This window comes from Variovorax sp. W1I1 (genome assembly GCF_030815625.1).
GTDB lineage: Bacteria > Pseudomonadota > Gammaproteobacteria > Burkholderiales > Burkholderiaceae_C > Variovorax > Variovorax paradoxus_C.
Genome location: NZ_JAUSWZ010000001.1, coordinates 1,661,166 through 1,683,355 on the forward strand (window position 1 = coordinate 1,661,166; position 22,190 = coordinate 1,683,355).

The following is a 22,190-nucleotide window of genomic DNA, read 5'->3' on the forward strand; positions in this document are numbered from 1 at the left end:
GCGAGACAAAGCCATGTCAAGAAAAGAAAAGCAGGGACGGCGCAGCAGCGCACCCTCGGACGAGCCCCTGATGGACATCAACACCACGCCGCTCATCGACGTGATGCTGGTGCTGCTGATCATGCTGATCATCACCATCCCGATCCAGCTGCACGCGGTCAACCTGAACATGCCCACGGGCAACCCGCCGCCCAGCGACATCAAGCCCGAGGTGCTGCGCATCGACATCGACGCGCTCGGCGTCGTGCAATGGAACGGCGAGCCGCTGGCCGACCGCGGCGAGATCGAGCGGCGCTTCGAACAGGTCGCTGCAGAGGCCGTGCAGCCCGAGGTGCACTTGCGCCCCGACCGGCGCGCCAAATACGAAGTGGTGGCCGGCGTGATGGCCTCGGCGCAGCGCACGGGCGTGAGCAAGCTGGGCATCGTCGGTGCGGAGCAGTTCGTCCCATGAAGCGCAACCGCCAGGACTTCAACCCAAAGTCGCGCTTCGGGCCCGTCGGCATCGCGGTGATGGTGCTGTTCCATGTCGGCGTGGGCTATGCGCTCGTGTCGGGGCTCGCGCGCCAGACGGTCGAGGCGATCAAGAAGCCGATGGAGGCGACCATCATCAGCGAGATCAAGCCACCACCGCCGCCTCCGCCACCACCGCCCCCGCCGCCGAAGAAGATCGTGCGGCAGGAGGCGCCCAAGCCACCGCCGCCACCGCGCCCGGCCTACGTGCCGCCGCCTGCGGTGACGCCGCCGGCCACGTCCGCCCCCGCGATCACCGCCGTGCAGAACACCGAGCCCGTGCCACCGCCGCCGGCCGCACCGCCAGCGCCGCCCGCGCCGCCGGCCCCGCCCGCACCGCCGAAGGCGATCACCACCGACATCGCCGTGGCCTGTCCGCGGCAGGTCAAGCCCGAGATGCCGCGCAAGGCGCTGGACGAAGGCATCGGCGGCGTGGTGAAGGCCGAGGTGCGCATCAAGGGCGGCCATGTGCAGGAGGTGCGCATCCTGTCGGGGCCGCGTGTCTATCACTCGACCGTGCGTGCGGCGGTGATGCGATACGAATGCCAGAGCACGGGCGATGTGGAGGTGCTTGCGACGCAGGAGTTCGTATTCCGCATCGAATAGGCCGCATGCGATGGCCGCTTCGTTCGAGCGCGCAGGCCGCGGCGATTCATTCGTGCCTGTGTCCCGCGTCGTGGTGGCCATGATGCGCACAGCCGCCCACGGGATCGCAGCCGGCCCGGCGGTTCCAGCTCGAAGCCAGAATGACCGTGCACATGTCGATCCGTTGAAAACCCGGGTCCTTGAACGCCAGCACGTCGTCGTTGAAGGTGCCGAAGGTGCTGTCCGGTCGGTGCTTCATGCCCTGGTGGAAGGCATCGATGATTCCGTGCGCAAAGTCGGTCTCCCGGGGAAACGCGGCGACGACGGCCTCGCGCTGCGCATCGGTGAACTGGTCGTAGCCGCGGCCCGCCACGTCCATGCCGGCGCCCGCCTGCACCAGCGCAATTTCGGGACGCATGAATTGCGGGATGCCGGGCGTCGTGTGAAGCGCCACGGCGTTCCAGACCGTCTCGATGTCGCGCTCCGAGATGCCATGTCCCCGAAGAAAATCGCGCGCGGCGTTCGCGCCGTCCACCTCGAAGCGAAGTTGGCTCTGTTCATAGCGCGCAGTGAGGCCGACGTCGTGGAACATGGACGCCGCGTACAGCAGCTCGGGATCGAACGTCGATCCGGTGCGTGCGCCGGTCAATGCGCCCCAGCAATAGACGCGGGCGGAGTGGTGAAAGAGCAGGTCGCTTTCGGTGTCGCGGATGAACTCGGTCATCTCGCGGGCGAGCTGGCTGTCGGGGAGGCGTATGCCGGCGATTTCGTTCTGCATGATGAATGCTCCGTGGGTCAGTCGAAAAGACGGCTCGCGATCCTGGCTTCGGTGCGTGCACTGGGCTGTCCGCTTGGACACGATCATGGGCAGACGTCGAGTCGAATGGAACTGATGTGTCTGCAACTCCACAATGCAGCGCATTCATCGGGCGCCCCGATTTGCGGGCATCGACACGGCGGACTTGTGGACCTTGCCGCTGTGCTGCGATGCCGTTCGGCCGTCGGGGGAAAGGGAAGTTAAACCTTTCGTATGGCGTCCATTTTTTTACTCTCAGAATGAGACACCCACAGTCGCGTTGCGGGTCAAAAAACGCACGTTGCGCTGCTATGGTGCGCGGGCTGTTTCCATTGCCCGCACTGCCCGTCGTCCCTGCGCCGGATGCGACATCCCCATGAGCCACGCCAAAGTCTTTCCCCGTCATTCCTTCTATTGCGTGCTCGCCGGCATTGCGGCCCTCTACGTCTTCAGCGCCATGATGCTGGTGCCGGCCAAGGTCTACATCCTTCCGTACCTCATCACGCCGGACTTCATTCATCACAGGGGCGCGATCGTCGTTCTCTTCCTGGCCGTTCCCGCCGCGATCTACTTGATCTGCTGGCAGGGCAGCGACTTCTTCGCATGGCTGCGCGCGCCGGGGCAACTGTCTGTTGGCGGGCAAGGCCTTCGGCTCGGCGACCGCACGCTCGCCTTCGCGGACGTCACGCGCTTTCGCCACCGCCACAACCGCAACCATGTGCTGCTCGGCACCCGCGACGGCAGGACGCTGCGCCTGCGCCTGAACCTGTGGGACGCACCGGATGCCTTGCTCGCCGAAGTGGAAGAGGCCGTCGGCGCCACGATGGCGCACGATGTCGAGCGCCGCCTGCATGCCGGCGAGACGGTGAAGTTCGGCGCGCTCGGCTTGCAGGCCGAAGGCCTGGTGCACAAGGGCCAGCTGATTGCGTGGTCGAGCATCGACACCATCCGCACGCAGTCCGACGAGGAAGGCATGGAGGTGGACGAACACCTGGTCATCGTCGCGCACGGCAAGTCCCGAAAGATCGACCGCTCCAAGATCGACAACGAGCCCGTGCTGATGGCCTGCCTGATGCAGCGCCTGCCCGCGCACTGAGCTTTCTCCCCCTCGCTTTTTTTTCACTCCAACACGCGCACAGCGCATCAGACAAAAATGGAAATCTACAGCTCCGCCGCCCAGCAAGAGAAGACCCGCCAGGACCGCCCCGTGTTCTATTCCCGCACGCGCCTCGTCGCCGGCACCGCGCTCTGGGCGGTCGTGACCGTGGTGCTGGCGGTGCTGTGCATCCGCGCGCAGGACAAGAACATCGGCATCCTCATCGCTGCCTGCTTCGGGTTGCTCACGGCATGGCTCACGTTCAAGTGCCTCAACACGCTGCGCAACATCGACCAGCCCGCGTTCGTCATCGGCCACCAGGGCCTGACCTTCGAGAACGGCATGCTGCTGCCGTGGGACAACATCGTCGAGAACACCTGGGTCAACCAGAACTACATGGGCATTCCCATCGGCAAGCAGATCCAGATCAAGACCGACCTGCCCAAGCCGCGGGCACGCGTGCTGCGCCGGGCCATGGGGCTGGAGATTTCGGGCGACGAGTATCTGGCGCTGTGCGACGCCTATCGGTGAGGCGGCACGCAGAACGATGAATGCCATGTCTCGCCACGCATGGATGCCGGGCGAACGGTTCAAGCTTGACGATGATGATTGAGTCAACCGAACCATCCGCTCCATGGCCGCCCGACGGCTGTCCGCCGCTGATGTGGCCGGAACTGTCCGATCCGATGGCTCGCGGCCGCTGGTACGCCGACGTGATCGGTGCATATGCCGCCCTGTGGCAAGGCCATGTGAGCCAGGCATCGATCAACCCCTCGAGCGATGCCGATCTGGATGCGCTGGAAGCACGTCTGGGCTGCCGCTTGCCCGCGCCACTGCGCGAATACCATCGCCAGTTCGGCGCGCTGTCGCTGGCCGAGACCCTGTGCAGCGTCGAGATGGGCGACACGCCGATTCAGGCCTTGCGCGAGGCCTACCCCGGCATCGTCGACATTGCCGAAGATCTGCCCGATGGCGATGTCCTTCTCGCGCTGGCCGACGAGATGGTGGCCTTCGGCGACTATCTCGGCAACGGCAACATGTTCTGCTTTCACCGGCAGAGAGGCGAGGTCTACTACTTCGATCACGACGATGGCGAGCCGTTGACGCGGTTCTTCCCTTCGGTCTCAGACTACCTCGACGCTTTGATGATTCGCTGCCTGGCGGAAATTCACGATGACGAGGAGGGCGGGGAAGCGCTGCTGGCAGATCGTTTCGGCGAGTCTCTTGTGCGGAAGTGGCTGTATTGAGTCGGAGCGCAAACGCGGGGTCCGTCTCTGGCGGAAGCCTTCAGGTTGTGAGTTCACTCACGCAAGCGCCAGACCGCAGTCAGGTCTGAGGCCGGCTACTTGCGCCGATTCAGCCAATAGCGGATCAGCCCAAGCACGCACAAGCCGACAAGCCAGCCCAGAACGGTCGGATTGATGAAATCGAGGTTCAAGTGAATTCCTTATTCCGCGTCGATGCGTTTGAATTTATGTGAGGCAACCGGGCATTTGGATTGCCTGGCGCGGCGGCGTCGAAGAGCAGCCACGCTGAGGAATCGAGCTTGACACAAGGCAAGGCGAGATGAATCCAATGACCTACGCCATGCAGGCTCACCCCGGATAGAAGCTTGGATCCGCTCTGTTTCGCAGTGGTGTTCCGAGTTGACGAGTTCTCTCTGCGTGGCAGAGTTCATCCCTTCGCAAACGCCACTGCCCTGAAGGAGAACGCATGGGTCGCAAGGAATTCGAAGCATCGCTGGCCAACGGCGTGCACGCGCAGTTGGCGCGCATGGCGGGGCAGTGGGAGGGCCGCTTCCGCCTCTGGTTCGAGCCCGGCACGCTGGCCGAAGAATCGGTGCAGCGGGGCAGCATCCGCGTGCTGTTGGGTGGCCGGGTGCTGCTGCACGAATACGCCGGTAGCTGTGCTGGCGAGCCGATGGAAGGTGTCGCACTGATCGCTCACCACCTGAACGAGCGCCGGTACGAATCGGCCTGGGCCGAGAGTTTCGGCACTGGCACTTCCATCATGTTCAGCACGGGTGACGGTGGCGATCCGCGCCTGTCGATGCTGGGCAGCTACGCCGATGGACAATGCGGTTCGCGCTGGGGCTGGCGCACGGTCATCGAGCAGCCTGACGACGACACGCTCGACCTGCGCATGTACAACATCACCCCAGCCGGCGGCGAGGCTCTGGCGGTCGAAGTTAACTACCGCCGCATGCAACCCCGCACAACTGGACCCGACGCTGCGGCATACCAGACCCCAACACATGATCACCCTTCATCACTGCGTCAGCGCACGCTCGTTCCGTCCTCTCTGGATGCTCGAAGAGATCGGGCTTTCGTACGACCTCAAGATGCTGCCCTTTCCGCCGCGCGTGCTGTCCCGGTCGTATCTGGAGATCAATGCGCTCGGCACGGTACCGATGCTGGCCGACGGCGCCATGCGAATGACCGAATCGGCGGCGATCTGCCAATACTTGGCCGCGCGATTCTCGGCGGGGCAACTGGATGTGGGTTGCGACGAACCGGACTACGGGCCTTACCTCAACTACCTCCATTTCGGCGAGGCGACCTTGACCTTTCCGCAGACGCTCGTGTTGCGGTATGCGCACTTCGAGATCGCGGAGCGAAAGCAGCCACAGGTCGCCGACGACTACACCAAGTGGTTCCTGGCGCGCCTTCGGACGCTGGAGCCGCTGCTCGCCGAGCACGAGTACCTTTGCGCGGGCCGCTTCACTGCGGCAGACGTGTCGGTCGGCTATGCATTGCTGCTGGCTGAGCATCTGGGCCTGGCCGAGCGCTTCACGCCATCGGTGTCGGCTTACTGGGCGCGTCTGCAGGCGCGGCCTGGCTTCAAGGCCGCGATGGCTGCGCAGGCGGGCGCTGCCAAAGCTCAGAGGGTTTCCTCGACGCCCGCACCGGATATCAGGCCCGATCGTCCTTGAAGATCACCCAGCGCGGCGATTCGTAAACCAAACCCATGTGCCTCGGTGACGCAAGACATGCCAAAGAATGACACAACAGGCTAGCAGCTGTATGGAGACAAGGATGCGTGCGGCTGCCGTATATGGCCCATAGAACTTCGGCTCTGGAAAGAAGCTGCAATCGATTGCCAATGCCACGATGCTCATCCACTGCATCCAAGGCCACGTCCATTGGTTTCGACGCATGAAGAGCATCGCAATCACGGCGAAAGAACCTAACAATATGGGCGATGTAACCTGATAAATTCCTGATTCATAGAGAGGAGCGAGAACAGCTCTTCCACAAAATGTGAAAACGAAGAGGATGCATGCGACGCGGAGGTACTTGGGCATTGGGTGACAACCGTCTGTTCGTGGTCGGGTACGGTCTCAAGCCCTTGGCCCATGCGGCAGTTTGCCGCTGGCGGCAATTTGCGCAGCCACAAAGTCGGCCTTCACGAAACCTTGTCGCTCTTGAAAGGAGACCGTCTCGGCGTGCATCAGTTCCGCATAGGTTTGCATGAGCATGCTCGCCTCAACGTACCGCGAGGCATTTAGGTAGGCCTGGATGGCAGCGCGATAGATGGCGTAGTCACCGTTCTCCTTGGCTCCTCCGTAGGACAGCTTGAGTTCAGCGCGTGCTTGCCAAATCGGGTCGTGCTCCAAGGTCGGCGCCTCGCCCCGCTCCTGCAGCCATCTGAGCGATCTGGTCGCACGACTTCCAAATGATGGCGGAGCAATGATTGCTTTGACCGCGATGGCAAGAGCCTCATCCATGCGTCCTTGTCGAACATACTGCGCCCATAGCAGGCAAAGTGCTTCCGTGTACTCGGGCAAAACGTCCAGGGCTTTTTCCAACAGCGCAACAGCCTCCACCACAGCTTGCGCCTGCACCTTTCGCTTCGCGTCCTCGAGAAGCGCTCGCGGCGAGCGCGCGTCCTCCACGAGAGAGGGAGGTTCAGGGTATTCGTCGTCAGCCTTTGCGAGCGCGGCCAGAAATGAGGACAACGAAGCGTACGTTGGTTGAATCCGCCATGAGTCGTGCCATGTCTCGACCACGATAGGCTCCCGCTCTTCCAGCCCGATAGGCCAGTAGAGCCCGAACGTATCTCCGTTGCCGAGTGCCCCCTCCACCAGCGGGCAAAACCCTAAAGGAGGGTATGGCGTCTCGTAGCGCCAAACCTTGTCGACGGTAACCTCTGCAACTTGCGGGGGGAGGCGCATGAAATTGAACGGCGTTGGTTGAGAAGGGGCGTGTTGCGTGCAAATTTCAGGATCGAGCAGATCGACCGCGAGGCTGAATTTTGCCTTGAAGACGGGTGGTTGGTTGTGGCCACCGTCCGTCGATCGTTGACCGGCGCGGCTTCTCCTTTTCTCGCTCAGTCCCACCAGCAATAGAGCGGATTCCCGCTGACGCCATAGGCCCCAAGGCTGTCGGCATCTGATCCCCAGAAACAGTAATACTGGCCTTCATCGGGCTCGAAGACCAGCCAGTAACCTTCCGACCTCGCGAGCAGGTATCCAGTAATCCTTGTCCCGAGTTCGCGATGAGAAAACCCAGGCGCGACGACGATGGCGTACACCTTCTCGGCGGCGGTGGCGTGCGCTCGAATACTTGAGCGGAGCTTCTCGAAATACGTTGCCTCATCCTCACCCTGGGGCACGATGATCCCGGACGTGTCGGCCAGCGCGGCCTCAAGGCTTTCCAAGTAGGGATTGGCTTGGTTCATGACTTCCAATGTAGAACAGCGGCTTTTAGGCGGGACAGTTCCACCTTCACTTCGCTTGTACTGTCCTGCACAAGCTGCTCGAGCCCGGACGTAAACCCTCCAAGGCGCACAAGCCCTTCCGAAGGATTGCCGTCCTTGTAGAAGAACGCGAGGTTGCCCCACGGGGCGTAAAAGCAGATGTCACCCGCTGAAGGCGTGTAAGAGCCGGGCGCACCCTCTGTTGTCAGGTGCCGCGGTAGGTCGGCAATCTTTTCTGTCGCTTCATAGTCTTTCAGGCGCAAGGTCAGCGGGAGAAGGGTCGCGAAATCGTCGGCGCTGCGGGTGTTGTCAAGCGTCGCAGTTGCGATGACGGCTCCGTCAATGATCATCCTGAGTTTCATCTGGTTGGCCTGTTTCATTCGTTGGACTGGTGACTTCGGGCTCGATGCGAAGGATGCCAGCGTTGCGCGTCATGGGTTGCCCCCTTCCATGCCAAGGCCCTCAGTCCCTTGAGAACTGGACCCGTACGCCGCGCTGCCCGAGCGCTTGCGCCAGACCGTCCGGTTCATCCACCCGACCAATTCGCGTGTACGAATACGGAGAGTCGAAGGTCAGATAGAAGAGAACCACGGTATTCGCTCCATACAGCATGAGGTCGCCATTGCGGATCGTTCCCGGTCGACTGGGATTCGCAGGCAACGCCTTCGGCAAGTCGAACTTTTTTTCGTTGTCGTTGAGATCGGTCATGTCGAGCGTCAGCGGCAGTCGAGCAGCGAACGCGCGGGCGGCATCGGTATCGGCCAAGCTAACGGCCAGGCGGCGTTCGCCGACGGTCATCCACACGCGTGACTCGGCGTGGCTCCCACCGAGCACGAGCAGGCCGATGCACAAGCCCGCAAGGCGCAGAGGTTTGATGTTCTTCATTGCAAATGGACTGCGGCTTTGGGTCATGCTGATTTCGTGCGGTCTGCACGCGCTGTCAAGAAAACCAGGAAGGCGCCGACCAGCAACAGGCCGGCGCTGAAAGCGAAGGTGCTCTGGTAGCCGCTGCCGTCGAAAAGAAGGCCTCCGACCGTCGAGCCCAGCGCGATCGAGAGCTGGACCACCGCCACCATGAGACCGCCGCCGGCCTCGGCGTCTTGCGGGAGCGTTCGTGCGATCCACAGCCACCATCCCACCGGTGCAGCGGTGGCCACCAGGCCCCAGATGCCCAGCAGTACGGTGGTGGCGGGCACTGAAGCTCCGACGGCAATCAGCGCGACCGCGATCGCGGCCATCAGCATCGGGATGATCGTCAGCGTGCCGTAGAAACGAAACTTCAGAAACCGCCCGATGACCGTGGTGCCGATGAAGCCTGCGACCCCCAGCGTCAGCAGCACGAGCGACAACATCGACACGTCGACCCGCGTCACCGTTTCCAGGAACGGGCGGAGATAAGTGAACAGTGCGAACTGGCCCATGAAGAAGACGCCCACCGCCAGCATGCCGAGCACGACCCGCCGGTTCTTGAAGAGCCTGAAGACGTTGGTCGAGCCCTTTGCGCGTGGCTGTGCCTGTATCGACGGCAGACTGAACAACTGCCAGACGAACGCGATCACCGCGACCGGCACCAGGCAGAAGAATGCGCCGCGCCAACCGAAAACCGAGGCAAGGTAGCTGCCCAGCGGTGCCGCCACGACCGTGGCCAGCGCGTTGCCGCTGTTGAAGATCGCCAGTGCCCGCGGCACCTTGGAGGGCGGCACGAGCTGCATGGCCGTGGCCGCCGACATGGACCAGAAGCCACCGACAACGACGCCAATCACCGCGCGGCCGACCATGTACGTCACGTAGTTGGGCGCCATCGCGACGATGACTCCGGAGAGGCACATCATCGCGGTCAGCGACAGCAGCAGCGTCTTGCGGTCGACGCTGCCGGCGACCGCCGAAATCGACAGGCTCGTGAGCACCGCGAAGACACCGGAGATGGCGATGCCTTGCCCCGCCATGCCTTCGGTGACCTTGAGGTCGGACGCCAGTGGCGTCAGAAGGCTGACGGGCATGAACTCCGAAGCGATCAGCGCGAAGACGCACAGCGTCATCGCGAAGACACCGCCCCAGTGTGCGGGCCGCGCTTCAGCCCGGTCGTCGAGCAAGGCACCGCTTGCCGGTGCGCCGATGGCCTGCGCCGACATCAGGCGCCGGCTCCGACGAGGTGCTTGTTGAAGAACGACGTCAGCTTGTCGAACGGGATCAACGTCACGCGGTCGTACAGGTCCACGTGGCCGGCGCCCGGAACGATGAACAGTTCCTTCGGTTCGGCGGCGCGCTTGTAGGCGTCTTCGCTGAACTCCCTGGAATGCGCCTGGTCGCCGGTGATGAACAGCATTGGCCGCGGCGAAATCGTCTCGATGTCGTTGAACGGGTAGAAGTTCATGAACTTCACGTTGCTGCTCAACGTCGGCATGGTGGTGGTCCGCGCCGACGCACCCGTTGGCGTGAACTCACCGCGCGGTGTGCGATAGAAATCGAAGAACTCGCGCTGGATGGGATGCGTGTCGGCAGCCAGCGCGAGGACTGTTCCGCCCGTGTACCGGATGGCGCCGCCGTCGAACTCGGCCTGCCGTTGCTCGGCGGCGGCAGCGATGATCTGCTTTCGCTGCTCGAGCGTCTGCGAGTGGTTGAGCGCATTGCGGTTGGCCGCACCCATGTCGTACATGCTCACCGTGGCGATGGCCTTCATGCGGGGATCGATCTTCGCCGCACTGATGACAAAGCTGCCGCTCCCGCAGACGCCGATGGCCCCGATCTGCTGCCTGTCGACGAATGCCTGGCTGCCGAGGAAGTCGACCGCGGCGCTGAAGCTTTCGGCATACATGTCGGGCGAGACCGCATTGCGCGGCTGGCCGCCGCTGCCGCCCCAGAACGCAAGGTCCAGGGACAGGGTGACGAAGCCTTGCTCCGCCATCTTGGTCGCGTAGAGATTTGCGCTTTGCTCTTTCACCGCGCCCATCGGATGGCCGACCACGATGGCCGGCGTGCGCTTTTTTCGGTCGAGCGACTTGGGAACGAACAGGTTCCCCGCGACAGTCATCTGGTACTGGTTCTTGAAAGTGACCTTCTGCACGGCGACCTTGTCGCTCGTGTAGAAGTTGTCGGCACCGTTGGGCAACGGGGTGCTCTTCCTGGGTGTTGCCAATGCCGTGCCAGCCGTCGACAGCAAGCCGGCGGCCGCCACGCCGGTGCCGGCCAGCTTCAGAAATTCGCGACGGTCGGATGTCGTGTCTGCTTGAGTTTTCATGGTCGATGTTCCTTTGAATGGAAGTTTGCCGATCGACCGGAAGATTGACTAGGTAATGAATGCTTAATACATTTATTAACCGAGCTAATCAGTTCGCACCATGAAGAGTTCCACATGCCCAGACGCAACCTCAACGACCTGCTGGCCTTCGTGACCGTGGCCCGCGAGGGCAGCTTCACCCGGGCCGCCGGCACGCTCGGCGTGACCCAGTCGGCGCTCAGCCAGGCGATCCGAGGGTTGGAAGAGCGGCTGCAGATCCGCTTGTTGACGCGCACCACGCGCAGCGTCGCACCAACGTCCGCCGGCGAGCGGCTCATGAAAGCCATCGGCTACCGCTTCGACGAGATCGAGGCCGAACTCGAGGCGCTGACCGAGCTGCGCGACAAGCCTGCAGGAACCGTGCGGATCACCTGCGGCGATCACATCATGCATAGCGTGCTGCTGCCCAAGCTCACGCCGCTGCTGCGCGACTACCCCGACATCAAGCTGGAGTTCGACATGAACTACGGTTTTCGCGACATCGTTGCCGACCGCTTCGATGCGGGTGTCCGCATGGGCAACACGATCGACAACGACATGGTCGCCGTGCCCATCGGCCCGCCGCTGCAAATGGCGGTGGTCGCGTCACCCGAGTACTTCGCTGTCAACCCGATCCCCAAGACGCCGGCCGACCTGACCAGGCACCGGTGCATCAACCAACGCATGCCGACGTCGGGTGGGCTGTATGTGTGGGACTTCGAGAAGCGCGGCCGCAAGGTCAATGTGCGCGTGGATGGCCCGCTGATCTTCAACACCGCACCGCCGCAGCTGGACGCGGCTTTGGCCGGGCTCGGCATCTCGCTGCTGCCGGAAGATGAACTGATGTCGCACCTGGAATCGGGTCGACTCGTGCGCGTGTTGCAGGACTGGTGCCCGAAGTTCGCCGGCTACCACCTGTACTACCCGAGCAAGCGGCAGCCTTCGCCGGCTTTTTCTCTGGTGGTGAAGGCGTTGCGGTTCAGCGCGCCGCGATAGCAGCAAGGCGCGTGCGACCCGGATCGCTGCCGATCTTTCACGCCGAATTCGCTGCAGCGTCCTACAAAAAGCCCTGATTCGCCGCACTAGGTTGGAGGCTCCCTCGAACCCAACCGGACGACAAATACATGGCCAAACAACCCCGAGCGAGCGCGCCGCCTTCCGCCGCGCTCGACGCCGCCCGCTCCGCGGCACGCAACACCGACAGCGGTCCCGCCCATCCGGCGCCGCCTTCGGCAGGCAAGGGAGACATCCCCGCGCAGAAGGCGATCGATACGCAGGCGCTCGCCGCGTCGATGCCCGCCAACCTCAACAAGCCGCTGGAGCACACGCCGCAGGCGCCGGTGGGCCAAAGCGCCAAGCCGCCATCGCGGCTTCCCACCGGCAGCACGCCCTCTGAATTGAATGCCTCGGCCAAGACCGGCTCGGTGGCGCCCGAAGGCATCAACGCCACCATCGGCACGCTGGACCGGGTGCGCGTGGATTCCGGCGGCCAGCGGCTCACCACCAACCAGGGCGTGCCGATCGCGGACAACCAGAACTCGCTGAAGGCGGGCGCGCGCGGCCCGGTGCTGCTCGAAGACTTCATCCTGCGCGAGAAGATCACGCACTTCGACCACGAGCGCATTCCCGAGCGCATCGTCCACGCCCGGGGCTCCGGCGCGCACGGCTTCTTCGAGTGCTACGAGCCGCTCACCGAATACACGCGGGCCGCGCCGTTCCGCGAAGCCGGCAAGGTGACGCCGGTGTTCGTGCGCTTCTCGACGGTGGCCGGCGAGCGCGGCTCCAAGGACACGGCGCGCGACGTGCGCGGCTTCGCGGTCAAGTTCTACACCGACGAGGGCAACTGGGACCTGGTGGGCAACAACATGCCGGTGTTCTTCATCCAGGACGCGATGAAGTTCCCCGACCTCGTGCACGCCGTGAAGCCCGAGCCGCACCATGCGATGCCGCAGGCCGCCTCGGCGCACGACACCTTCTGGGACTTCGTCTCGCTCATGCCCGAATCCACCCACATGCTGATGTGGCAGATGAGCGACCGCGCCATTCCGCGCAGCTACCGGATGATGCAGGGCTTCGGCGTGCACACCTTCCGGCTCGTGAACGAGGCGGGCGAATCGGTGCTGGTGAAATTCCACTGGCAACCCAAGCTCGGCACGCACTCGCTGGTGTGGGACGAGGCCGTGAAGATCTCCGGCGCCGACCCCGACTACCACCGCCGCGATCTCTGGGAAGCCATCGACGCGGGCGAGTACCCCGAGTGGGAACTGGGCCTGCAGATCTTCACGGAAGAGCAGGCCGCGCAGTTCAGCTTCGACATTCTCGATGCCACCAAGATCGTGCCCGAGGAACTGGTGCCGATCCGCATCGTCGGGCGCATGGTGCTGAACCGCAACCCCGACAACTTCTTTGCCGAGACCGAACAGGTGGCTTTCTGCACTGCGCACGTGGTGCCGGGCATCGACTTCACCAACGATCCGCTGCTCGCGGGGCGCATTCATTCCTACGTCGACACGCAGATCACGCGCCTGGGCGGGCCGAACTTCCACGAGCTGCCGATCAACGCGCCCATTGCGCCGGTGCACAACAACCAGCGCGACGGCATGCACCGCCAGGCCATCCATCGCGGGCGCTCGGCCTACGAGCCCAATTCGCTGGGCGGCGGCTGCCCGTTCCAGGCCGGTGCGGCGCAGGGCTTCGAGAGCGTCGCGCGGCGGCTCGACGCGAAGGAGAGCAGCGACAAGGTGCGCGTCAAGCCCGAGAAATTTGCCGACCACTACACGCAGGCCACGCTCTTCTACGAAAGCCAGACGCCCGAGGAGCAGGCGCACATCGCCGCGGCCTTCCGCTTCGAACTCTCGAAGGTGACGGTGCCCGCGGTGCGCGAGCGCGTGGTGGCGAGCCTGTTGAATGCGTCGCCCGATCTCGCGGCGAAGGTGGCGAAAGGGCTCGGCATGGAACTGCCACAGCCGCTGCCCAAGGTGCTGGAAACGCCGGCCGCGCCCGAGGTCGACCAATCGCCCGCGCTCTCGCTCATGGCGCGGCCGGGCGATGGCGGCATCCGCACGCGCAAGATCGCGATCCTCGTGGCCGACGGCGCGGAAGGCACGTCCATCGGCAAGCTGGTCACGGCGCTGGTGCAGGCGGGCGCGGTGCCGCGGCTGGTCGGTCCGCGCCTGGGCACGTACCTCGGGATGGGCGGCGAGAAGATCGAGGCCGACGCCAGCATGGAGAACAGCCCCGGCTTCCTCTTCGATGCGCTGGTGCTGCCCGACGGCCTCGCGGCGGTGGAGGCGCTGGTCTCCGACGGCCACTCGATGGAGTTCGTGAAAGACCAGTACCGGCACTGCAAGACCATCCTTGCGCTCGGCGCATCGCAGGCGCTGCTCGCGGAGGCCGGCATTCCGATGAGCCTGCCCGACGGCTCGCACGACCCCGGCCTCATCCTTGCGGACGCCGCGCACGCCGACGACGCGGCCATCGATTTCATCGCCGCGGTGGGCATGCATCGCCATCTCGCGCGCGATTCCGATCCGCCGCGCGTTTAAGCACGGCCATCCGCACCGTTGACTGCATGCGCCCCGGCTTCTCACGGCCGGGGCGAGCGGACGCGTGCGGGGCCGACGAGGTCGGCCGCCGTGCCGTGTTGCTGTTTCCTACAGCCCCCCGCGCCGTCCACCGACCCGATGCAGTCCGCGAACTTCTAGGTTGAACAGCGTCGGGCAACCGCCCGGCACAACCATCCAAAGGAGATAACCATGAACCGCACCTCCAGCCTGCTTGCAGCCCTCGCACTCGGCGCCGCCGGCGTCGCTTTTGCCCAAGGCAATCCCCCCACCACCGCACCCGCGAATCCCGCAACGGCCGCAGGCCAGCAAAGCCCCGCGGGCGGCGCGATGGGGACCACCGGAACCACGCCGCAGAACACGTCGCCGTCGGGGTCCACATCCTCGGGCTCCATGTCATCGGGGTCGTCGTCCTCGTCTTCGGGCTCGACCATGTCGCAAGGAACGCAAGGGGGCAGCGGCTCCACGATGGGCACCGAACAGCCCATGCGCCAGGCCCGCGCCGACCGCAACTGACCGCATGCGCTTGCCTTCACCCCAAGCGGGCATCGCGAGCCACCGGCTCGCGATGCTTCTTGCCGGCACCCTTGCCGCGGCTTGCACCACCGCCGCGGCGGCGGAGCCCGATGCGCTCAGGCTCGCGAAGGCCGCCGTTGCAGCGGCCGACAACCAGGGCCAAGCCTTCGCAGTGGTCGACAAGAAGAACGCACGCGTCTTCGTCTTCGACGGCGCGGGAAAGCTGCGCGGCGATTCACCCGTGTTGCTGGGTCTGGCGCACGGCGACGATTCCGTGCCGGGCATCGGCGAACGCAAGATGTCCGAGATACGGCCCGACGAGCGCACCACGCCCGCGGGCCGCTTCGCGAGCGAGCCCGGCCGCAACCTCCAGGGCGAGGACATCGTGTGGATCGACTACGACGCCGCCGTCTCCATGCACCGTGTGCGCGCCACCAACAAGGCCGAGCGCCGCCTGGAGCGGCTTGCCACGCCCACCGTGGCCGACAACCGCATTTCCTATGGCTGCATCAACGTGCCGGCCGGCTTCTACGACACCCACATCCGGCCCGTGCTCGGCGACCGCAAGGGCGTGGTCTACGTGCTGCCGGAGACCACGCCGATGCAGGCGCGCTTCGGCTTCATGGGAGCGGGGTAGCGGCGGCGATTCGCTGCGCGGGGCCGGAAGGCGTTAGCACGACCTTGCGGCATTCCTCCTCGGCCTTCTCGAAGATCTCGTAGCCGCGCGCCGCGTCCTCGAGCGCCATGTGGTGCGTGATGATGACCTCGGGCTTCAACTGCCCGGCCTGGATGTGCTCGAGCAGCTTGGGCATGTGCTGCTGCGCATGCGTCTGGCCCATCTTGAAGGTGAGGCCCTTCTCGAACGCATCGCCGAACATGAAGCCGTGGATGAATCCCGCGTACACGCCGGGCACGCTCACCACGCCGCCGCGCCGCGTGGCCGCGATGGCCTGGCGCAGCGCCTTGCCGCTGGAGCCTTCGAGCTTCAGGTCGGTGAGCACCGTCTCGACCGCGCTGCCCTTGGCCTCGAAGCCGACCGCGTCGATCGAGGCATCGACACCTCGGAAATCGGTGCGCTCGACGATCGCGCCGGCGGGGTCGTCGATGTCCCTGAAGTTGATCGGATCGACGCCATAGGTGGCCTGCGCAAACGCGAGCCGGTACGGGTGCTCGTCGACCATGAAGATGCGTTCGGCACCCAGCAACCGCGCCGACGCTGCGGCCATCAGGCCCACGGGGCCGGCGCCGAAGATGGCCACGCTCGAGCCCGGCCCCACGTTGCCGTTCACCACCGCCTGGTAGCCGGTCGGCAGGATGTCCGAGAGAAACAGCACCTGCTCGTCGGCCAGTCCGGGCGGAATCACGAGCGGGCCGGTGTTCGCCTTGGGCACGCGCACGTATTCGGCCTGGCCGCCGGGATAGCCGCCATACAGGTGCGAGTAGCCGAAGAGGCCCGCGCCCGAGCGCAGGTTCTTCTTGTTGAGGATGGCGCCGCGCCCGGGGTTGGTGGTTTCGCAGGCGGCGAAGAGGGCCTTTGCACAGAAAAAGCACTGGCCGCAGGCGATGGTGAAGGGCACCACCACGCGGTCGCCTTTCTGCACGCGCGTCACGGCCTTGCCGGTGTCTTCCACGATGCCCATGAACTCGTGGCCGAGGATGTCGCCCGACTCCATGTCGGGAATCTTGCCGCGGTAGATGTGCAGGTCGGAGCCGCAGATCGCGGTGGCGGTCACGCGCAACACGATGTCCTCGTCCTCCTGGAGGATGGGGTCGGGCACCGTCTCCACGCGGACGTTTTTCGACGATTGGTAGGTGAGGGCTTTCATGCGGTTTCCTTTTTTCGGGGGTGGTGATGCGCGCACGATTTGCGCGTGCGCGCGCCGTGTGCGCGGGCACCGCGCCTGTCCACGGGTCGGACAATTTCCCGTTGTGGCGGCGTGGCGCTTGCGTCGCACCCGGGGCCACATTCCCGGCCGTCGCAGCTCGCTGGACGAGCGATGCGGGTGTCGAAAATTTCCCTCTTGAAATCCGCGATGGCCCGCCTATCTTTTCTTCCGTCGGAAATTGGTCGACCGAAAAAGGAGGTATTGAAATGACCATGAACTTGCTCAAGCAAATCGCCGGCTCTCGCCTGCCAGTCACGTTCTATCGCGACGAAGACATCGATGGCGTCAGGGTGCTTCGGGCCGCCGGCCTTGTCGTGGCGCTCGTGCCATCGCCCTCGAACCCGCTGTCGCTGTCGGGCTCTCCGTCGGCCGCCCAGGTGCTGGCGGTGACCCAGAAGGGACGCGAGGAACTGGCGAAATTCAGCTATCCGGAATCCCGACCGCCGCGCTGGCGGAACCGCTCCCCGCGGATCACCGCGTGGCGCCGCTCGAACGCCAGCGGCCCGCCGCGATCGGCCGATGCGCACACCTTGCCGCAATAGGCCCCGGCCCGAAACCCATCTTTCTGATTCCAGATATTTGGAGGTTCCAACATGTACCGATCTTTCTTTCCACGCGACATGCTCGCCGAGATGGATCGCCTGCAGCGGGACATGCAGCAGGCATTCGACCTGGCACCCACCATCCGCGGCTTCGGCAGCAACGGATTTCCCGCACTGAACGTCGGTGCGACGCCGCAGGCCGTCGAGATCTATGCGTTTGCGCCCGGCGTCGATCCGGCCACGCTCGAAGTCAACCTCGAGCGCGGTCTGCTGACCATCGCGGGCGAGCGCAAGGGCGTGCTGCCGGCAGCCGAGGCGAAGGCGGCGGTGCACATCAACGAGCGCTTCGAGGGCGCGTTCCGCCGGATGCTCACGCTGCCCGACGATGCCGACCCGGAGGCGGTCGACGCCAAGCTGCGCGACGGCGTGCTGCGCATCACCATCCGCCGCCGCGCGTCGGCCCAGCCGCGCCGCATTTCCGTCCAGTGAGATCAAGGAGATGAACACCATGAGCAACGACATCCAGACCCAACGCGCCGGCGCGCCCGGTGCGCCCGAACAGGCCGACCGCAAGCAGGCGGCGCCTCGCTATGGCAATGCGGCCTTGACGCCACCCGTGGACGTGGTCGAGGACGCGGGCGGCATCACCCTGTACGCGGACCTGCCCGGCGTCTCGCGCGAGAACCTGAACCTTCATGTGGAGGCCGAGACCCTGACCATCGAGGCGGAGTCGGCCTTGACCGTGCCCGATGGCTTGAAGACCAGCCATACCGAGGTCGGGCTCGGCCGCTTCCGTCGCGTGTTCACGCTCAGCAAGGAGCTGGACACGGAGAAGGTTTCGGCCGAACTCGCGCAAGGCGTGCTGACGCTGCGGATTCCCAAGGCCGAGCATGCCAAGCCGCGGAGGATCGAAGTCCAGGTCGCTTGAGCGGCCGGCAGGTCGAGAGCCCTCGACGGCGTTCGACGGCGGTGGTGCTTCCAGCCGCCGCCGTCATTTCACTTCGAGCTTGGCGTCATCGTTCGCCGCTATCGCGAGAGCCCGACCGCCGCCATCAGAAAGCGGAACACGACCGCAACCACGAACATCACGACAACGCTTGCGAGCCAGATGCCCGCGAGCCAGCCGAGGCGTCGGCGCCAAGTACGTGACGGGCGCGCCGCGCCTTCAGTGGTATCCGTCGCCATGCCGCACCTTGCCGCGAAAGACCCAGTAGCTCCAGGCCGTGTACATGAGGATGACCGGAATGATCAGCAGCGCACCCACGAGCGCGAAGCCCAGGCTCTGCGGCGGCCCGGCCGCCTGCCAGATCGAGATGTCGGGCGGAATCACGTTCGGCCAGAGGCTGATGCCCAGGCCCGTGTAGCCGAGGAAGAGCAGCGCGAGCGTCAGCACGAAGGGCGCGGCATGCCCGTTGCCGCGCAGCGTGTGCACCAGCCGCCAGGTGACCACGCCCACCAGCAGCGGCACCGGCAAGAAGTACAGCAGGTTCGGCAGCGTGAACCAGCGGCGCGAGATGGCCTCGTGCGCGAGCGGCGTCCACACGCTCAGCACGCCGATCACCGCGAGCATCGCCCACACCAGCGGGCGCGCAAGCGCGCGCATGCGCTGCTGCAGTTCGCCTTCTGTCTTCATCACGAGCCAGGTGGCACCGAGCAGTGCGTACGCGGCGACCAGCGCGAGGCCGGTGAAGATAGAGAAGGGCGAGACCCAGTCGAACGGACCGCCAGAGAAGTTGCCGTCGACCACCTTCAGCCCGTTGAGAAACGCGCCCAGCGTCACGCCCTGGAAGAAGGTGGCGGTGAACGAACCGCCGACGAACGCCGCGTCCCACCAGCGGCGCTTTCCGGCCCGCGCCTTGAAGCGGAACTCGAAGGCCACGCCGCGGAAAACGAGCCCGACCAGCATGAGGATGAGCGGCAGGTAGAACGCGCTCAAGATCACCGCATAGGCCAGCGGAAACGCCGCCAGCAGGCCCGCGCCGCCGAGCACCAGCCAGGTCTCGTTGCCGTCCCACACGGGTGCGACGGTGTTCATCATCACGTCGCGGTCTTCCTTGGCGGGCACGAACGGAAAGAGGATGCCGATGCCCAGGTCGAAGCCGTCCATCACCACGTACATCATGATCCCGAAGAGGATGATCACGGCCCAGATCAGGGGAAGGTCAATGCCCATGGCCAGCCTCCGGTGCGGCGAGGTCGCCTTCCGCATCCACGCCTTCGCGCGCGGCCGACAGCGGCCGCATCGGGTGGCGCGGCTCGCCCGGCCCGCCATGCACGGGCGCCTCGGGCGGTTCGTGGTCGTCGTCGGGCGGACCCTTGGCGATCAGCCGCAAACCATACGCAGTTCCGGCACCGAACACGGCGAGGTAGACCAGCACGAACAGCGCGAGCGTGAAGCCCACCTGCGACGCCGAATGCTGCGGCGAGACCGCGTCCGCGGTGCGCATGAGGCCGTACACCACCCAGGGCTGCCGGCCGATCTCGGTCGTGTACCAGCCAGCGAGGATGGCCACCAGCCCGGCCGGCGACAGCAACAGCGCGAAGCGCAGGAAGAGCCGGTTCGAAAAGACGCGCTCGCGCCTTCGCAGCCACAGGCCCCAGAACGCGAGCGCGATCATCAGCACGCCCAGGCCGACCATAAGGCGGAAGGTCCAGAACACGATGGTGGAGTTCGGCCGGTCCTCGGGCGGAAAGTCCTTCAAGGCCGGGATCTGTCCGTCCCAGCTGTGCGCGAGCAGCAGGCTGCCCGCGCGTGGAATCTCGATGGCGTAGCGCGTGACTTCGGCCGCCATGTCGGGCCAGCCGAACAGGATGAGCGGCACGCCTTCGCCCTCCGGCGTGCGTTCCCAGTGGCCTTCGATGGCAGCGAGCTTGGCCGGCTGGTGCTCCATGGTGTTCAGGCCGTGCTGGTCGCCGATGAGCGCCTGTATGGGCGCGGCCGCCAGCAGCATCCACAGCGCCATCGAGAGCATCGTGCGAACTCTCGTGTTGTCGCGCCCGCGCAGCAGGTGCCAGGCCGCCGCGCCGCCGACCATCAGCGCGGTGGCGATGTACGAAGCGACGACGGTGTGCGCAAGGCGGTAGGGGAACGACGGGTTGAAGATCACCCGCAGCCAGTCGACCGGCACCACCCGGCCGTCGATGATCTCGTGGCCCTGCGGCGTCTGCATCCAGCTGTTGGAGGCAAGGATCCAGGTGGCCGATATCAGCGTGCCGATCGCCACGGCCAGCGTCGAGACGAAATGCAGCCCCGGCCCGACGCGGTCGCGCCCGAAGAGCATCACGCCGAGGAAGCCGGCTTCGAGAAAGAACGCGGTGAGCACTTCGTAGGCGAGCAGCGGGCCGGTCACGCCGCCCGCGAAACGCGAGAAGTTGCTCCAGTTGGTGCCGAACTGGTAGGCCATGACGAGGCCCGACACCACGCCCATGCCGAAAGCGACCGCGAACACCTTGATCCAGAACTGGTAGAGGTCGATGTAGACCTTGCGCCCGGTGCGCAACCACAGGCCCTCCAGCACCGCGAGGTAGCTCGCGAGCCCGATCGTGAGCGCCGGAAAGACGATGTGGAACGAGATCGTGAAACCGAACTGGATGCGCGCCAGCGTGAGGGAGTCCATGGCTTGTGCGTTTTCGTTGGTTGCGGCGCATCGGTTCTGTGCCTGACGTCATTGGACGCCTGGCTGCGGCATTTGGGAATAGGACAGTTCGCCCTTGGACATTTCGTCCTGCCTGTTCTGTCCCCGCGCAGGCATCGCCAAGGAATCAGGCGGCGCGCGCGTCGTCGGCCCGCATGCCGCCGCGGCGTTCCGACCATCGTTCGGCGAGCCATGACACGGCGAGCGCGTGGTAGGCCGCGCGGTGTTGCTCCGCCGAGAGCTCATGGTCGGCGCCGGGCAGCACCCGACGGGTCAGCGACCTCGCATTGCCGAACGCCTCCGCGTAGTTCTCGATCACCTCGCGCGGAATGACCTCGTCGCATCCGGATTCGATCAGCAGCACGTCGCCGCGGAAGGCCGCGCAGCAGGCAAGCGCGCGGTTCTCGCCGGGGCGGATGCGCAGGCGCCGGTAGCGTTGCAGCGCATCGCTGTCGAGCTCTTCCTTCGGACGGGTCCAGTCTTCGTCGGGGTAAAGGGCCGGCGACCGGAGCGCGAGCCAGGCTGGAGCACGGCTGGCGGTGAGCATCGCGGCCTCGTAGGCGCCATAGCTGAAGCCGAGCACGCCGATGGCCTCGGCATCGGCGCCCGGCGTTTCGGCCAGCGCGTCGTAGTCCTTCAGCACTTGCGCAAGGCTGTCCGCGCGGCTCTCCGACTTGCGCTCGCCACGGTCCCAGTCGGCATCGGGAATGCCGGCCCTGCGGCAATGCCAGCCGCGCGGCTCCAGCACCGCGCGAAGCCGTTCGTACTGCGGCTTGCCGTGGTCGTTCCAACCGGGGCAGACGAGCAGCGACGGATGCGCGGGCGCCATGGCCGTGCTATCTCGTGCTTCCGGGCTTCAGGAAGCCGGGTGCGTTCTCGCCCTTGCCGGGTTGGGTTTCGGGGTCGTCGCTGCGGTCGGCGCCGTCCGGATCGGGCGAGGGCGTCTCGAGGTCTTCGGTCCGGACCTGGGCCTCGTCAGGGCGAACCGGGGAGGGCGAGGTGGCAGGCTTGGCATCGGTGGGCATGGCTTCTCCTTGTGGGGAAATCTAGAGGGCACGATGCACACGGCCACGACCGCCGGTTGTAGGCATCGGGCGCACGGCCCGG

The 22,190-nt window shown here is 65.3% G+C and carries 26 protein-coding genes and 1 pseudogene; 14 read left to right on the forward strand and 13 right to left on the reverse strand.

The window, feature by feature from the left end; translation table 11 throughout:
• Window positions 1–13 precede the first annotated feature (13 nt).
• The gene (locus QFZ83_RS07785) at window positions 14–451 is read left to right on the forward strand and encodes a biopolymer transporter ExbD (protein ID WP_307504621.1); all 438 of its coding nucleotides are present in this window, start codon (window positions 14–16) and stop codon (window positions 449–451) included.
• Entirely contained in the window at window positions 448–1,116 is a 669-nt protein-coding gene (locus QFZ83_RS07790) for an energy transducer TonB (protein ID WP_307504624.1), read from the forward strand. The genes QFZ83_RS07785 and QFZ83_RS07790 overlap by 4 nt, the downstream gene beginning before the upstream one ends.
• A gap of 46 nt (window positions 1,117–1,162) precedes the next feature.
• On the opposite strand, the gene QFZ83_RS07795 is transcribed toward QFZ83_RS07790, so the two are convergent.
• The gene (locus QFZ83_RS07795) at window positions 1,163–1,873 is read right to left on the reverse strand and encodes an HD domain-containing protein (RefSeq protein WP_307504627.1); all 711 of its coding nucleotides are present in this window, start codon (window positions 1,871–1,873) and stop codon (window positions 1,163–1,165) included.
• A 394-nt stretch (window positions 1,874–2,267) separates the two neighbouring features.
• Between QFZ83_RS07795 and QFZ83_RS07800 the strand changes: the two genes are divergently transcribed.
• From QFZ83_RS07800 to QFZ83_RS07820, 5 genes and pseudogenes are all read left to right on the forward strand, one after another.
• On the forward strand, window positions 2,268–2,987 hold the full coding sequence (locus tag QFZ83_RS07800) for a hypothetical protein (protein ID WP_307504630.1): 720 nt from the start codon (window positions 2,268–2,270) through the stop codon (window positions 2,985–2,987).
• 57 nt (window positions 2,988–3,044) lie between these two features.
• A complete protein-coding gene (locus QFZ83_RS07805) occupies window positions 3,045–3,518 on the forward strand; it encodes a hypothetical protein (protein WP_306882269.1) in 474 nt (157 codons plus the stop codon).
• A 71-nt stretch (window positions 3,519–3,589) separates the two neighbouring features.
• The gene (locus QFZ83_RS07810) at window positions 3,590–4,234 is read left to right on the forward strand and encodes an SMI1/KNR4 family protein (RefSeq protein ID WP_307512655.1); all 645 of its coding nucleotides are present in this window, start codon (window positions 3,590–3,592) and stop codon (window positions 4,232–4,234) included.
• A 526-nt stretch (window positions 4,235–4,760) separates the two neighbouring features.
• A pseudogene (locus QFZ83_RS07815) lies at window positions 4,761–5,129 on the forward strand (DUF1579 family protein); the annotation flags it as partial.
• Window positions 5,130–5,241: 112 nt separating this feature from the next.
• Entirely contained in the window at window positions 5,242–5,919 is a 678-nt protein-coding gene (locus tag QFZ83_RS07820; protein WP_307504632.1) for a glutathione S-transferase family protein, read from the forward strand.
• Window positions 5,920–6,327: 408 nt separating this feature from the next.
• Here QFZ83_RS07820 and QFZ83_RS07825 read toward each other — a convergent pair whose 3' ends face one another.
• The 6 genes from QFZ83_RS07825 to QFZ83_RS07850 form a co-directional block, all read right to left on the reverse strand.
• Window positions 6,328–7,332, reverse strand: coding sequence for a lipopolysaccharide assembly protein LapB (locus tag QFZ83_RS07825; protein ID WP_307504636.1), 1,005 nt, complete (start codon window positions 7,330–7,332; stop codon window positions 6,328–6,330).
• Window positions 7,317–7,667 (reverse strand): hypothetical protein, encoded by a 351-nt coding sequence (locus QFZ83_RS07830; protein WP_307504639.1) that lies wholly within the window; start codon window positions 7,665–7,667, stop codon window positions 7,317–7,319. Before QFZ83_RS07830 ends, QFZ83_RS07825 begins: the two co-directional genes overlap by 16 nt.
• Window positions 7,664–8,065, reverse strand: a complete 402-nt coding sequence (locus tag QFZ83_RS07835; protein WP_307504642.1) for a cyclophilin-like fold protein — start codon at window positions 8,063–8,065, stop codon at window positions 7,664–7,666. The genes QFZ83_RS07830 and QFZ83_RS07835 overlap by 4 nt, the downstream gene beginning before the upstream one ends.
• Before the next feature lie 82 nt (window positions 8,066–8,147).
• Window positions 8,148–8,597, reverse strand: coding sequence for a cyclophilin-like fold protein (locus QFZ83_RS07840; RefSeq protein WP_307504646.1), 450 nt, complete (start codon window positions 8,595–8,597; stop codon window positions 8,148–8,150).
• Window positions 8,594–9,817, reverse strand: coding sequence for an MFS transporter (locus QFZ83_RS07845; protein WP_373457495.1), 1,224 nt, complete (start codon window positions 9,815–9,817; stop codon window positions 8,594–8,596). The genes QFZ83_RS07840 and QFZ83_RS07845 overlap by 4 nt, the downstream gene beginning before the upstream one ends.
• Window positions 9,817–10,923: an alpha/beta hydrolase gene (locus tag QFZ83_RS07850; RefSeq protein ID WP_307504648.1), complete on the reverse strand. Its 1,107-nt coding sequence runs from the start codon at window positions 10,921–10,923 to the stop codon at window positions 9,817–9,819. The genes QFZ83_RS07845 and QFZ83_RS07850 overlap by 1 nt, the downstream gene beginning before the upstream one ends.
• Before the next feature lie 114 nt (window positions 10,924–11,037).
• Between QFZ83_RS07850 and QFZ83_RS07855 the strand changes: the two genes are divergently transcribed.
• The 4 genes from QFZ83_RS07855 to QFZ83_RS07870 all read left to right on the forward strand — a co-directional run bounded on the left by QFZ83_RS07855 (window position 11,038) and on the right by QFZ83_RS07870 (window position 15,657).
• Window positions 11,038–11,937: a LysR family transcriptional regulator gene (locus tag QFZ83_RS07855; protein WP_307504651.1), complete on the forward strand. Its 900-nt coding sequence runs from the start codon at window positions 11,038–11,040 to the stop codon at window positions 11,935–11,937.
• 128 nt (window positions 11,938–12,065) lie between these two features.
• Entirely contained in the window at window positions 12,066–14,486 is a 2,421-nt protein-coding gene (locus QFZ83_RS07860) for a catalase (protein WP_307504655.1), read from the forward strand.
• 210 nt (window positions 14,487–14,696) lie between these two features.
• Complete coding sequence (locus tag QFZ83_RS07865) at window positions 14,697–15,020, forward strand: proteophosphoglycan ppg4 (protein ID WP_307504659.1); 324 nt, start codon at window positions 14,697–14,699, stop codon at window positions 15,018–15,020.
• 4 nt (window positions 15,021–15,024) lie between these two features.
• Window positions 15,025–15,657, forward strand: a complete 633-nt coding sequence (locus tag QFZ83_RS07870) for a L,D-transpeptidase (protein ID WP_373457496.1) — start codon at window positions 15,025–15,027, stop codon at window positions 15,655–15,657.
• Here the strand turns inward: QFZ83_RS07870 and QFZ83_RS07875 are convergent.
• Window positions 15,641–16,846 (reverse strand): zinc-dependent alcohol dehydrogenase, encoded by a 1,206-nt coding sequence (locus QFZ83_RS07875; RefSeq protein WP_307504663.1) that lies wholly within the window; start codon window positions 16,844–16,846, stop codon window positions 15,641–15,643. The genes QFZ83_RS07870 and QFZ83_RS07875 overlap by 17 nt on opposite strands.
• 266 nt (window positions 16,847–17,112) lie before the next feature.
• Between QFZ83_RS07875 and QFZ83_RS07880 the strand changes: the two genes are divergently transcribed.
• The 3 genes from QFZ83_RS07880 to QFZ83_RS07890 are packed head-to-tail and all read left to right on the forward strand — an operon-like array spanning window position 17,113 to window position 18,376.
• Entirely contained in the window at window positions 17,113–17,448 is a 336-nt protein-coding gene (locus tag QFZ83_RS07880) for a hypothetical protein (RefSeq protein ID WP_013541441.1), read from the forward strand.
• Between the two features lie 51 nt (window positions 17,449–17,499).
• Window positions 17,500–17,937, forward strand: coding sequence for an Hsp20/alpha crystallin family protein (locus QFZ83_RS07885; protein ID WP_306878669.1), 438 nt, complete (start codon window positions 17,500–17,502; stop codon window positions 17,935–17,937).
• Window positions 17,938–17,956: 19 nt separating this feature from the next.
• A complete protein-coding gene (locus QFZ83_RS07890; protein ID WP_013541443.1) occupies window positions 17,957–18,376 on the forward strand; it encodes an Hsp20/alpha crystallin family protein in 420 nt (139 codons plus the stop codon).
• A gap of 98 nt (window positions 18,377–18,474) precedes the next feature.
• Here QFZ83_RS07890 and QFZ83_RS07895 read toward each other — a convergent pair whose 3' ends face one another.
• The 5 genes from QFZ83_RS07895 to QFZ83_RS07915 all read right to left on the reverse strand — a co-directional run bounded on the left by QFZ83_RS07895 (window position 18,475) and on the right by QFZ83_RS07915 (window position 22,108).
• On the reverse strand, window positions 18,475–18,633 hold the full coding sequence (locus tag QFZ83_RS07895) for a DUF2474 family protein (RefSeq protein WP_307504670.1): 159 nt from the start codon (window positions 18,631–18,633) through the stop codon (window positions 18,475–18,477).
• On the reverse strand, window positions 18,614–19,621 hold the full coding sequence (gene cydB / locus QFZ83_RS07900) for a cytochrome d ubiquinol oxidase subunit II (RefSeq protein ID WP_307504673.1): 1,008 nt from the start codon (window positions 19,619–19,621) through the stop codon (window positions 18,614–18,616). The genes QFZ83_RS07895 and cydB overlap by 20 nt, the downstream gene beginning before the upstream one ends.
• Window positions 19,611–21,065 (reverse strand): cytochrome ubiquinol oxidase subunit I, encoded by a 1,455-nt coding sequence (locus QFZ83_RS07905; RefSeq protein ID WP_306878667.1) that lies wholly within the window; start codon window positions 21,063–21,065, stop codon window positions 19,611–19,613. Before QFZ83_RS07905 ends, cydB begins: the two co-directional genes overlap by 11 nt.
• A gap of 145 nt (window positions 21,066–21,210) precedes the next feature.
• Window positions 21,211–21,912, reverse strand: a complete 702-nt coding sequence (locus tag QFZ83_RS07910) for an alpha/beta hydrolase (protein ID WP_307504676.1) — start codon at window positions 21,910–21,912, stop codon at window positions 21,211–21,213.
• Between the two features lie 7 nt (window positions 21,913–21,919).
• Window positions 21,920–22,108 carry a hypothetical protein gene (locus QFZ83_RS07915; RefSeq protein ID WP_307504679.1) on the reverse strand — a complete coding sequence of 63 codons (189 nt, stop codon included), beginning with the start codon at window positions 22,106–22,108 and terminating at the stop codon, window positions 21,920–21,922.
• Window positions 22,109–22,190: the final 82 nt, after the last annotated feature.